1 protein-coding gene is annotated in these 14,825 nt (G+C 58.6%); it reads left to right on the top strand.

All coding sequences use genetic code 11. The features are described 5' to 3' along the window. Positions 1-404 precede the first annotated feature (404 nt). The gene (locus ACFB49_RS12645; RefSeq protein WP_380871521.1) at positions 405-14,804 is read left to right on the top strand and encodes a cadherin domain-containing protein; all 14,400 of its coding nucleotides are present in this window, start codon (positions 405-407) and stop codon (positions 14,802-14,804) included. Positions 14,805-14,825 lie beyond the last annotated feature (21 nt).

Genomic DNA, 14,825 nt, shown 5'->3' with positions numbered 1-14,825 from the left:
CTCCCACTCCCACTCCCACGCCCCTGTACAGTTCATCCTCTCGAACGATCAACTTTAAGGATCTCGCTGAGCTTTTAAGTGACGTCGCTTCGACCGCAAGGGATCCTCGAAGTAATCTCCTCCCAGCATTTGTTGGTCGGAGATACATTGATGCCAAGGCTAAGTCCAATCCGGCGGGAGAATGGGATCTTAGAAGATATGAGGCCCAAAAAATTACCTATGGCGGCATAGAGTATGACATACCTAGGAGGGATTATGTAAATTTTGACTCCTCCCAATTTAAGAATGTCGAGCTAGGCTGGGCGCTAATCAATTACGCCGTTGATAATAATTTACAGATTGCCGGACTCGCCGATACCCTCTCGGCATTTTCGGGCTTGCACGCAAAAGGATACAAAAATCTATTGAGCGTCGGGCTGCAGGGGCCCGGTCTAAAGGATCTTGCGACTTCTCCGGCCGGGGGGCAGCGCGGCGTGGGCGCGGGGCCGTCCGCAGGCGACTTCGAGCTCGAGCTGTTTGTCAATCTTGAGAAAAGCCTGAGCAATGCCGAGGTAACCGAGGTTGTTAATCACGAAATCGGTCATGGGCAGTTTGGGGGGCATGCTCTTGCTCTGGGTCCGAATCCCGATTGGAACGCGCTGCTGAGTTCCATCCAATTCGCGCAATCCTTCTCAGCGGTTAAAAGCGCGGTATCGAACGATGGAACTTATGATTTCGGGTTCGATTTCCGAAGAGTTACGTCCCAAATCGCGAGTCATATTAAAACACAGACTGGTTCGGATAAATTCTCTCTTCTCGGCACGGAATATGACGCGTCGTATTACGTCAAATCTCCGGATTCGGTGAATCAATATATCGATGACCGAACCGAACTCGTGGCCGAGTCATATCTGAATGATTTTAATGCCAAAATGTATATTGCCCTGCGGGCTCTTGTTTCGGGTGGGAAGCCGCTTCCAAGCGAATGGACCGTCCAGAAGAGAGCCGACGTATTGCAGGATCTTGTGAATAGAGATTACCTGCAGTTAAAAAACCCTGTGCCGTCAGATGCTTCAGATCAACAGAGGCTGGAGTGGCTGGCGAATGCGAAAAATTATAGGGCGAAATTTGGTGGAAACCAGCGAGATTATGACAGAAATGGAACTATATCAGACTTGGGTGATGGATCCTCAATAGTTGCGTCCGGTCATGGCGGGATTTCTGTATTAGATATCTTGTCGAACGTTGTTGATAAAGTAGAAGTTTTAAGTTCTGACGTTATCTATAACGTAACAAATATTGACGGTGGACGACTTGGGGCGGCAATGGGGTCTGTGCTTGGTAATCGTTTGACTTCAGACCAGTTTTCGCAAATCGCCCTGTCGGGAACACTTGCGACTTTTTTGGGCGCGGTCGGAGAGTTTATAGACGAAGATATCTTTGGCGGCGTGAGTTCTACGGAATTTTTGAATAACGGTGTCGAAGGGTTTGGGGCATCGCTGTTCGAAAACATAAAGGGGGCTGGAATTGGCGCTCTATCGTCGTTTCTAACCGCAGAGTTTGTAAAGGCAGTCGGTCTCCATGGCATCGCCGCTGATGCCACTACCAGTCTTGGTAGTTCGGCGATTTCGACGATTATTTCTAACTTGGATAATCTCGGTAAAACCTACACTGTTGTTGAGAATGGTGTCACGGTAACTAAATCTACGACTGCTTTTTCTAATGTCGGACCGGCAGTTGCGAGTGCTGCGGCTTCGTACCTGGGCTCCAAGCTCTCTAGCGCTGTCTACACCCCAGAAACACTCGGGGGCCAAATTGGTGCAGCGGTGGGGGCGGCATATGGTTCGTGGGCCGCGGCAAGTTATTTAGCAGTGGCTGGAGTGAATCCACTAACGTTCGCAGCCGCGGTTATAAGCATTGCGATTTGGCAATTTATTGGTGGAGTCATCGGATCCGTCTTTGGCGGTACGCCGCGTTCGGGCGCTGACGCCGCATGGGACGAAACAGAAAAAGAGTTCGTGGTCGCAAATGTGTACTCAAAAAAAGGGGGATCGAAAGAAGCGGCAAGAGGGCTCGCTGGAGCTGTAGCGGACAATTTCAATGCTGTCCTTGCGGCATCCGGCGCGACATTGCTCGATCCGCAAGACGTTCAGTCCGGCAATTATGGAATGCGCAAGAAGGATTACGTATACCGTCCGGTGTCGACAAGAGACAAAGATGCGATCACTGCGCGCTTCAGCGGTAAAGAGGGTGTGCAGGAACTGATCGCCCACGGTACCTATCTTGGTCTGAGCGATATGATTGGTCAGATGGCGGGCGGCAATGTCTATGTAAAGCGGGCGATCAGCGCGTCACTGATAAATGCCGCCGGCAATCCGAACAGCGGGGTACCAGGCGCAGCGGGCATGTTCGAAATGACCGCCTTGCTTGGCGATGTATCGGTTGCCGCCGATTATGCCAAATATCTCGGAAGCACGACAGTGATCAGCGCGATGATCGCTGCTGACCCGGAATCTGCGTTTACCGCGGGTTGGCTTGTGACGCTCTCACGCGCCTCCGAACTGGGACTAAATAAGCGAAGCTACACCGACTGGGTAGGCGGCTATGGGACATTTCTCGATGAAGTTGCCGACGGCGCGCTTGGGGGTGAGCGTTTGAGCGCGGCTCAACTTGAGGCCAATGTCGATCCGAAAAGCGGCGCTCGATACTGGTCGGTTACCGGTAGAGACGGAGAATTTCTGGGCTTCAGCGAGGATACAATAGAAAGTGGTTCGACGACCGCGATTATCGGCGGCGGCGGCAATGATGTGATCGACATTCGGACAGAACGGCTATCCGATCAAGGAGGTTATACTGTCGATGGCGTTGCGCAGAACGATATTGCCGTTTCGGGCGTGGATTTCACAGCGACCACCGGGACCATTAATTTTGCTGCTACCGATCTCCGTAAGCAGGTGAGCGTTGCCGTCGGCAGTGACGCCGATGTTGTCATCGAGCGTTTCATGGCATCGCTTTCGAATGCAACGGGCATGAGCGCCGTCGGCGGCGCGGCAACCGCTACGATCGTGAGCGATGCGGGTGCGGCTTCGTCGCTCTTGGTTGGTCGGAGCTATGCGTACGAAGGAGACGGATACGCCGCCTTCCGAATCAGCCTCTCGAAAGCTGCTACGCAGGGGATTACGGTGTCGCTGGCCCTTGCCGACGGCAGGGGATCGGGCCTTGGCGTCGACTATGGCGCCGCTGGCACGGGCGGCCTGCAGGTCTCCTCTGATGGCGTGACCTGGACCAATGCCAGCAGCGCGACCTTTGCAATCGGTGCGACTGAGCTGTTCGTCCGCACGCCGGTCGTCGCGGACAACGTCCCCAACCCGGAATATGTCGGCCCGATCACCAATCCGGTCACCGGCGTCGTCACGCCCGGCAACGGCAAGCCGCAGTATCTCAACATTGAAGGAAATGAGACTTTCACCCTCACCGCGACAGTGACGGCAGGCGCGGGGGCGCTCGCCAATGGAGCCTCGCCAGTTACGGGCAAGGGCACGATCGTCGACGGCAACAGTGCGGTGCCGCTGGTCTGGATCGACGACGTGATCGTCCATGAAGGTGGTAATGCGACCTTCACCATTTCGCGCAGCCGCCCCGCGAGCGGCGCGGCCAGCGTCAATTTTGCCACGTCCGACCGCCGTGAGCTTGAGATCGATGTCGCGGCCACCATCGACGGTGGAGCGGGCGATGACACAATGTACGCGTCCGATCTCGGCGACAACATCTTCGGCGGTGCCGGCAATGACACGTTGTATGGTGGCAGGCTCGACGACTGGCTGCTCGGCGGCGACGGCAACGATGTGCTCGATGCAGGATCGATCGGTGCAGGCAAACTCGGCGGCGATGGTAACTATCTTAACGGCGGCGCGGGCAACGACGTGGTCCGCGGTCGCGAGGGTTCCGACTGGCTCGAGGGCGGTGAGGGCGTCGACACGCTGACCGGCGGTGCTGGCGATGACATCCTTGCGGGCGGGGCCGGCGAAGGGGACGACCTCAGGGGTGGCACGGGCAATGACCAGTATCTGGTGCGCCTGGGCGACGGCGCTGACCTGATCGAGGATGAGGCGGAATCCGCGCCCCAGGCCCAGGCCGGTGGCGGAGATTATATCAAGCAGCGCATGGCCGGCATTCTTGCCGGCACGATCAAGAAGAACTGGCTGGGCGATGCCCCCGGCGTCGCCAGCAAGACGATTGTCGGGGGCGAGGATGCGATAGCATTCGGCCAGGGCATCGGCATGGGCGACATCCAGCTCGTCCGGTCCAGCACCGACAGCGACGACCTGATCGTCCGCGTGATGCAGACGGTGAACGGCGCGACCACCTTTTCCGGTACGCAACTGACTGTGAAGGATTGGTTCGCCAACTCCTTTAAACGGGTCGAATGGCTGAAGTTCGCCGACGGCAATGAGATCCGGATTGGCGACATCGCCAGCTTCATCGTCGGCGGCGACAGCGCCGACGTGCTGATCGGCACCAATGGCAACGATTTCGTCTATGGCGGCGGCGGCAATGACGCCATCTATCTGTTCGCCGGCAATGATATCGGCAATGGCGGCACCGGCGACGACATGGTGGCCGGCCATTCGGGTCGCGATCTGCTGATGGGCGGGCTCGGCATCGACCAGCTCATCGGCGGCAAGGGCAATGACGTGCTGTCCGGGGACGGCGGCGGCGACGATCTCTACGGCGGCGAGGGGAACGATATCCTGTCGGGCGGTCGCGGCGACGGCGACGTCGTGGTCGGCGGTGCTGGCGACGACATCTTCAAATATTCGCGCGGCGATGGCCGCGACATCATCTTCGACGAATTCAAGGGGACCTGGACGTCCGTCTGGACGCAGGGAGGACAATGGGCCGCCGGCTATCAGTATAATACCGAAACCGGTGAAGTTACCGGCCCCGGTGGCGCCTATCTGCGCAAAAATGTCGGCACGACGGAGCAGCCCGACCTGCAATGGCTGGGGCGCTTTGACTATGATGATCTGACGGGGACGTTGCGCTATTTCAATCCGGCGGCGGGCACTGCAATCGTCGCAAACAGCGGCATCGACACCATCGAATTCGATCCCGGCATCAACATCCAGGATATCGTGCTCTATCGCCCGGATGGCACCAACGACATCGTCCTCGGGATCGCCGGCGAGAATGCGCAATTCTCGTCATTCGGATCGCTGACCGACAGCATCACGGTGAAGGACTGGTATGCTCTTCCTGCCCAGACTTGGGAAAGGGGCCCGGGACGGATCGAGAAGTTCGCTTTCTACCAGACGGGCGTCATCGATGCGGCGCTTGCGAGCACGACCAATCTTGTCGCTGGCACAGACGCTGCGGACGGCACTATGACCGCGGCGCTGGCGGGAACCATCAACGCGGACTGGATGACCGGCGGCGCAGGCGACGACGTCCTCGCCGGAGGCTGGGGCAATGACATCCTAGTTGGGAACTCCGGCAATGATTACCTCCGCGGCGAGGGTCAGAATGACATTCTCTATGGCGGCGCGGGTAATGATATCCTGGACGGCGGCGATCATGCCGACATTCTCATTGGTGGCGACGGCATCGACACCGCGACTTACGCCGGCGCCATGTCGTCGATCAGAATTCACCTGTCGGCCGCATGGGCGAATGCGGTAGCCGGCGTCGGCGATGAATATTATTCGATTGAAAACATCGTAACCGGCGCAGGCGCCGACTTAATCGGCGGAGACGATGATGACAATGAACTGACCGGCGGACAGGGTAACGATATCCTGCTGGGCGGCGCAGGCGACGACACATATGTATGGAACGCCGTGGATGGCGCCGACGTAATCCGGGAGTTTGCGTTCACGGTCGAAGAGGCCGTCACCACAACTGGCGCCCTGGCTGACGGTTACCAGGTGAGCCTGTGGCAATCGACGGGCGTGCTCCAGCCCGGCTATTCCGACCGTTATTACTGGCGGTTGCAGATCAAGAATGCCGGTGGCGACATCGTCTATGATTATAGTCAGTTTGCGCCGGTCAACGGCGACGCGACCCAGCCCGAGCCCGCACCGGCCACATATTTCTCCGCGGGCTGGCTCGGAGGTTTTTATAAGTCGGTCCACGCCTACCTGCCGTCGAACGGTCAACAAATCATTCGCGAGAAGGCGGATCTGTCGGTCAATGCCGGCGACGACACGCTCGAATTGGGTACGGGCATCAGCCTGAGTGATCTCACCTTCCACGTCCAGGGCCAGGATCTCATCGTTCGATATGGCGGATCGGGCTCAAGCCAGATTACAATTCAGAACCACTTTTCGACGAATAGCCGTGTTGAAACATTGCAGTTCGCCGATGGGCTTGGCGTGTCGCTGGCCAGCGTATTGCGGGCGACCAGCAGCACACAGGTTCTCGGAACAGCGGCAGACGAATTGCTGGTCGGCCAGGCCGGCGCGCTTGTCGACAATCTCAACGGCGGCGCCGGCGATGATGTGCTGAGCGGTGGCGGGGGCAACGACAGCCTCTTCGGCGGAAGCGGGGATGACCAGCTCGAGGGTGGCGCGGGCGCTGATCTTATTGACGGTGGGACGCATTCCGCTTCCACCAACGGAGGCTGGGGAGATACCGTTCGATACGTCCGGTCGTCCGCCGCGGTGCAGATCGACCTTCGCAACACGACAACGGGCCAGTCCGGTGGCGACGCGGCCGGGGACGTGCTGGTCGGCATCGAGAATATCACGGGCTCGATGCACGGTGATACGCTGACGGGCGACGACGGCGGCAACCGGTTCGATGCGCTGGACGGCGACAATGTCCTGAGCGGTAATGGTGGCGACGACGTGCTGCTTTCCGGCACCGGTGTCGACCAGCTCTACGGTGGCGACGGCGATGACGAGATTGTCGCAGGCGCTGGCGACGACTCCGCCTGGGGTGGCGAAGGTAATGACAAGCTCATCGGCCAGGAAGGCAATGACCAGCTCTACGGCGGGGCTGGAAACGATTCCATCCTTGGTGGAGAAGGAGACGACAACAGGCTCGACGGTGGCACGGGCGATGACGTCATCAATGGCGAGGCTGGGAACGACAAGCTTTACGGAGGCTTGGGCAAGGACATTCTGGTAGGGGGTGCGGGCAACGACCAGCTGTTCGACGATGGCGGCGACGACACCTATAATTTCGACGCCTTTTCCGGCCAGGACGTGATCGTCGACAGCGACGGCAAGAACAATATCGTCTTCGATCAGTCGGTGGCGTTCGAGCAGGTCTGGCTCAGCCGATCGGGCGATGATCTGCGGATCGGCGTCATCGGCGGCAATGGCACGATCACCGTGACAGACTATTTCGCAACGGCCGGTATGGGCCGCATGTATGCGATCAGCACGATGACCCACAGCCTGTTCCTGGGCCATGCCGATCCGCTGATCAGTGCGATGACGGCGGCAGGGGTCACTACTCCGGCGAGCCTGCCGGCGGCGATCCGGTCGCAACTTGCTACTTACTGGCACGCTGGGGGCAAGGCCACGCCGACCGCCACGCCAGTTAGCCTTACGGTCAACGAGGATGTGTCGGGCGGCCTTGCCGGGCTTGCGGTTGTAGATCATGACGATAATGTCACGGGTTATGCGCTGGGCGCCGGCCCGAGCCATGGCTCGGTGACGGTCAACGCCACGACCGGCCAGTTCGATTTTACACCTGCTGCCGACTATTACGGCGACGACAGTTTCACGATCATCGTTTCGGACGCCGACAATCAGTCGGTCGAAGTGAAAGTCAACGTCTACGTGGCGGCCGTCAACGATGCGCCGCGCGCACTCGGGTTGGCGGCAGGCGAGACGCTGGCCATTGCGGAGGCCGCACCGGGATCGTCAACTGGCGCCGACAGCCCGGTCGCCCAATTTGCGGCAACCGACATCGAGGGAGACAATCTGACCTTCTCGCTGGCAGACGACGCCGGCGGCCGGTTCGATATGACGGGCGACGGCCTGCTGATCGTCCAGACTCCGGGGTTGCTCGATCGTGAAAACGCGGCGTCGCATGTCATCCGCGTCAAAGTGCAAGACGTCCACGGCGCCGCATTTGAACAGGATTTCACGGTCACTGTCACCAACGTCAATGAAGCGCCGCTGGCGCCGGTTCTGACGCAGCAACGCGGCATGGTTGGCGAGCCCGCCAGCGGCAGTCTCGCCGAAAACTGGGTGGCCCGTTTCTCGCTGAGCGATCCCGACGGGACGGTGCCTACGCTGCGGCTCACCTCCAATCCGGCCGGCCGCTTCCAGGTCGTCGGCAACGAGGTTCGGTTCGCCAACGGCTATCAGCCGAACTTCGAGGCGCTCTACCAGTCGGGCCTGACGGCCGTCGACAGCGACGGCGACGGCTTCATGGAAGTCACGCTGACGGGCACGGTCGATGCGACAGATGGCAGCCTGTCCTCGTCAGGGGGCGCCAGCTTCGCGATCACCATCGAAGACGCAAATGAGGCGCCCACCGCGCTCAATTTTGCGCCATCGGTAACTTCGGTTGCTGAGCGTGATCATGTAGCCGGGAGCACCACCTTGCCGGCGATCACGATCGGTACGTTGAGCACGATTGATCCCGATATCGCCGGGTTCCTGACGGCATCCTACACCTATACGGTGTCCGACAGCCGCTTTGAGATCATCGGCAATGTCCTGCGCTTGAAGGTGGGGGCAGCTCTCGATTTCGAGGCGGGGGCGACAGTTAGCGTCACCGTAACAGCAACCGACCAGAGTGACGCGCCGCTCTCGATTCAGCGTAATATCGCCATCACGGTCACCAATGAGGATGACGTCTTCGAGGGTGACGCCAACGCCAACATAATCGCAGGCCAGCAGAATCGCGACCGCATCTACGGGTTCGGCGGCAATGACACTCTCAACGGTGGGGCGGGCGATGATCTTGTCGACGGCGGCGCCGGTGACGATCGGCTAATCGGCGATGACGGTATCGACACCCTTTACGGCGGCGATGGTGCAGATATTCTGGTCGGCGGGTCGGGCAACGACACGCTCGACGGTGGCGACAACGAATTTGGCACCGTCGATCGACTCTATGGTGGCGACGGTAATGATATTCTGACTGGCGGCGCTGGGAATGATGCCCTGGCGGGGGGGCAGGGCGCCGATCAGCTTATTGGAGGTGCTGGGGCCAATGATCTCGCAGACTATCGCTGGCTCTCGGAAGGGGTCGTTGTAACTGAAGGGGTAACGGTCGATCTGCAATCGCCGTCTCTCAACACGGGAACGGCTTTCGGCGACACCTATATTGGCGTCGAGGATATCCACGGGAGCCACCTGGCTGACGTACTTAGCGGCGATAGCGGCGCCAACTACATCGCAGGCGTAGGCGGAGACGACACTCTGCGTGGCCGGGCAGGTGACGACCGGCTCACAGGCGGCATTGGCAACGATACGCTCTACGGCGACGACGGCAATGATACGCTCGAAGGCGAAGACGGCGACGACATTATCTACGGTGGCACCGGCAATGATGTGCTGCGGGGTGGGGCCGGCAATGATCAGCTTTTCGCTGAAAGCGGCGACGACTATCTCGATGGCGGAGCGGGAAGCGATACGCTGAACGGCGGCGCCGACAACGACACCTATATCATGACCCGGACATCAGGTGCCGACACGATCGTCAACTATGATCCGTCGGGTGAAGATATCGATGTCCTGGGTCTCCAGGATCCCGAACCGATCAACGATCGGGATCTGTGGTTCGAGAAGGTCGGCAATGATATGCGGATCAGCGTGATCGGCACGACATCGAGCGTGTTGATCAAGGACTGGTACACAATCTCCGACCCGACCAGTCGCGAAAACTTTAAGATCGATTTTATCGTCGCTGGTGAGCGCATCAGCGACGAGATCAACGCCGAAGGCCTGGTCCAACTGATGGCCGGCCGGACGAAGCCGGCAACGACGGCGGCGCGCGACACCTTGATGGCGGACCCGACCTATTATGCCCAATGGATGAATTATTGGGGCGACAATACCCCGCCGGCCATAGCCGCTATCGGCAACAAATCGGTCAATGAGGACAGTGTACTCAGTTTCACCGTCACCGCCACTGACGCACCTCTGCCAAATACCGGGATCCAGATGTCGGCTAGCATCATCTCGGGAGGATCGGTGATCGCGGCGTCGGGGTTGGTGTTCGGAATACCCAATACGGCAGGACAGCGCAGCTTCACGATAACGCCGATCGCGCAGGCCAGCGGCACGGCCGTCATCCGCGTGCTGGCGACCGACGCGGGTGGCATTACCACGTCCCAGGACTTCACGCTTACCGTCAATGCAGTCGCAGACACGCCCGTGATTACCCAGTTCGACGGTCGATCGGGAACATCCGGGGGAAGCGGAATTTCCCTCGACCTCAATACCACTTTCGCCGACACGGACGGTTCGGAGCTGCACGAGCTTTGGATTAGTGGAGTGCCGTCTGACGTTAGCCTGAGTGCCGGGACATTGGCGGCGGGCGTATGGAAACTGACTCCGGCACAAATGGCTGGACTCAAGGTCCTGGCGCCGGTCGGCTGGAGCCAGGATCTCACGCTCACCGTCACAGCACGGGCGACCGAGATCGCGACCGGGCAATTGGCGACGGCGACCAAGACCACCACGGTCGCCATCAATGCGCCGCCGACCGGCGCGACATTCTCCGGTTCGGTCAATGAAAATGCTGCATATAATTCGCTCGTGGGCACCATCACGGGCATCGATCCCGATACCAACGATGTTTTGACCTATGAGCTCGTAGACACTCGTTTCCAACTGGACGGAAACCTGCTCCGAGTAAAAAATAGCGCGCTGATAAATTACGAAAATGCGACCTCACACAACATCACAGTGCGGGTGAGGGACGCATCCGAGCAGTATAAGGATGTGACGCTCACCGTTAACGTCAATGACCTCAACGAATCGAACAGGTTTTCAACAGCTTACACTATGACAGCAACCGAGAATATTGCGGGTATGGCGATTGGAACCGTGAAGGCAGACGATGACGACAAATCGGGTCTCAATTCGACGCAGATATATTACTTCTTGAACGGCTCTACGCTTGGCGCGCTGTCGTCGGACGGCTGGTTCAGGATCGACCCAAGCAGCGGCCAGATAACCGTAGAGGCTGCACCTGATTACGAGACCGCGAAATTTCGGGACTATACCGTAGTTGCTCGGGATAGGTCAGGCGGGACCGGCTACAAGGAGGCGCAGACCACTGTCCGGGTGAATATCGGCAATGCGAATGAAGTGCCGGCATTCACCGCATTCGGCCCGTATGCCGTAGATGAGAATCTGGGGACAGGAACGCCTGTCGGCAAAGTGACGGCTGCGGATCCGGACGAAGCCAGCGTAGCTTTCGGTCAACTCCGATATTATTTCCGTACAGCCACGGGCGGAGTGAGCGACCTGTCGGTGGATGGTCGTTACACGATCGACGCCGCAACCGGTGATATTAAGGTAAAAATCGCCGGCGACTACGAAGCGCTGCCGCAAAGCAAATATTTTGTAGTGGTTCGAGATAATGGAGGCGTCGGAACCTTCAACGCGATTGAGAAAGAGATCACGATCAACATCGGGGACGTAAACGAGCAGAATAGCATCCCGGCGAATTATACTAGGCAGGTGGCTGAAAATAGCGCTTCAAACACCCTTGTGGGCAGCAGCGTACAAGCGACTGATCTGGACAAATCCGGTCTCAACGCACAGCAGAAATACGGCTTCCTGATCGGAGGCGCGTCGAGCCTGACATCGGCCGACGGTTGGTTCAAGATCAATGGTGATACGGGGCAGATCAGCGTGGGGGCCGTCGCGCCCGATTACGAGACGGCGCCATTCCGTGACTATATCGTGGTCGCTCGCGACAGGGCGGGTGGAGCGAACTTCAAGGAAGCGCGGACGACGGTCAGGATCAACATCACTCCGGTCAACGAGCAGCATACGGTGACGGCCGGCGTGTTCGAAGTCATGGAATCCGACGTCGCCCTTGGGCCGCAGATGCCGGTCCTGTCCGTGGGCGGCACGGCGACCGGAGCCATCAATCTTCTCAATATGCTGGTTACAGACCCCGAACCCAAAACCAATCTGCGGGTGCAGTTCTCAGACGGCACGACATCCAAGGATGGCTGGCAAATTGAGGCCGATGGGAACTTGCGTATGATCGGCGAGATGGATTTTGAATCCCGTGCCGAGGTCTGGCTCCCCTCCTCGAACCCCTATCTGCCTTATTATTCCCATACCGATCCGAACCTCGCCGTGTTTAATTTCGACCTTCGCGTGGTCGACATTGGTGCGAGCCCCCAGGCCACCCAATACACAGATTTGACTATCAAACTCAAAGATCAAAATGAGGCACCCGCGGTTTCTGCCCAAGGGAGGGATCAAGACGCTGGTGTTCAATTGATACAACAGGATAATTACAATTATTGGATACTTTCTGGAGCTTCTGCAACCGCACATTATGTTCAGATATTTGCGCTGGACCCCGAACGCGCTGGGCTAACGTATACTTTGGCTGCGCCACCACAGTACAACGAATATAGCAAGACGGCCGGAGGGTCAGGAATTTCGGCGACGAACTATCCGACAATTTCCGTAGATAGCACCGGTAAGATCAACTTCTATACACCGGGGCAGAGTGGTGGCGCCTGGCAAGGCGGCACAAAAATCGGCGGCATTACATACTCGTCAAACGTGCAGGCCACGTTCAGTGTAAACGTGAGTGACGGCGTTAACACCGTCACGAGGGATTTCTCGATAATCTTTGTCAAGAAAGGACAATCTGCCCCTCCCATCGTGCTCGACCTGGATGGTGATGGCTTGGAGCTGGTCAGTCTCGACACCTCATCCGTCAGCTTCGACATGGACCTCGACGGCATCGCCGACCGAACTGGTTGGGTGGGTGCCGACGACGGCTTTCTGGCGCTTGATCGCAACGGTAATGGGACGATCGACGATATCGGTGAGATTTCCTTCGTTGGTGATGCCGAGGGGGCAATGTCTGACCTCGAGGGCCTGCGCGCATTCGATTCCAACGCCAACGGCTTCTTCGACGCTGGTGATGACCGTTTCGGCGAGTTTAAGATCTGGCGTGATGCAAACCAGGATGGCCTCAGTCAGGCGGGCGAGCTGCACGGCCTTACGGATATCGGCATTGTGCAGATCAACCTGAGCATGAATCTGACCGGCGAGGAGCTGGGTGGGTCTGACAACATAGTTTACGCCACTAGCGAATATCTGCTGTCCGATGGTACCAGTCATTCTATCGGCGACGTCCTGCTCGGATTTGATCCTTCGGTCCCCGACACGATAGCGCCGCCGATCGTCTTCGATTTCGACAATGACGGCGCAGGCCTCGTCTCGCTGGCTGCAAGCAAGGTCCGGTTTGACATGGACGGCGACGGTGCCGCGGAGCGGACAGGCTGGATCGAATCCGGCGACGCGTTCCTGGCGCTGGACCGCAATGGCGACGGCAAGATCAGCGACATCGCTGAAATATCCTTCGTCGGCGATCTGATCGGCGCCAAGACCGATCTTGAGGGCCTCCGGGCATTCGATACCAATGACGACGGCGAACTCACCGCGCTCGACGAACGGTTTGCGCAGTTCAAGCTCTGGTTCGACAACAACTCAAACGGCGTGTCCGATGCTGGCGAATTGCTGAGCTTCGCGGAATCCAACATTGCCAAGCTGAGCCTTAGCGCAGTGGCGCCGTCCTCGCAGGCGAACGACGGAAACATCGTCTATGGCAAGGGCAGTTACACGCTTACTAACGGAACCACGAGGACGTTGCTCGATGTCGGCTTAGGCTATTCTCGCGGCGATGGCAGCGGCGCGATTGATCGAGCGGCGTGGACTGGAGCGGGGACACCCTCGACGTCGCCGGAGGTCGCCAAATTGCCCGCAATCAATGTCGAGCGGCAGGAGTTTGAGCGCAAATCGAAGAAATATATGCTCTCGACCTTGGGTGGAAACCTGTTCGTTCGCTTCCGGGATGGCACCGCAGCTTCTGACGACCGTGCCGGTCTCATCACGCCCGCAAGTATGCTTAAATTCCACAAAAAGACCTTCGGCATCCTCGCGCCCGTGATTCTCGACCTGGATGGTGACGGGATTGAAATGCGATCGATCAAGAAAGCCAAAGCCAGCTTCGATATGAATGGAGATGGCACTGCCGACAATACCGGGTGGGTCGGGAAGGGCGATGGCTTCCTGGTCATCGATCGGAATCGCGACGGCCTTATCACGACGGCGTCCGAGCTTAGCTTCCTTTCCGAGAAGTCCAATGCCGCCAGCGACCTGGATGCCCTGGGAGCGCTGGACTCGAACAAGGACGGGAAGCTCGACGCAAGCGACGCGCGCTTCGGCGAACTCCAGGTCTGGGTCGATCGCGATGGCGACGGGGTGACTGACACTGGCGAGCTAAAGGCGCTGGTTGATCACGGCATCGCATCGCTCAACCTGTCGGCGCGTGCCGTAAATCAGGATGTTGTGATCGGTGCAAATGCTTTGATCGCGACGTCGACTTTCACCCGTACTGACGGGTCGACGGGGAGTATTGGAGACGCCGCACTGGCTTATCGTCCAGGCCCGGGCCAGACCAGCCTGTGGCAGCGCATTTTTGACAAGACGCGGGATGAGACGGATGTTGCCCCTTCGGCTTCGGTCGAGATGGGAGACGCCCGCCTGGCGCTGATGGTGCAGGATATGGCGGCATTTGGGGCGCGCAGTGGAGAGGGCGAATGGCGTGACCGGGCAGCTGAGCTTGCTCAGCGCTATGATTATTTCGCTGCTTAAAATAGGACGGGATCATGAACT

It is taken from the genome of Sphingomonas sp. DBB INV C78, assembly GCF_042693015.1.
GTDB lineage: Bacteria > Pseudomonadota > Alphaproteobacteria > Sphingomonadales > Sphingomonadaceae > Sphingomonas_E.
The sequence above is the reverse complement of the archived record's forward strand: the minus strand, read 5'-3'. Positions and strand labels throughout refer to the sequence as shown.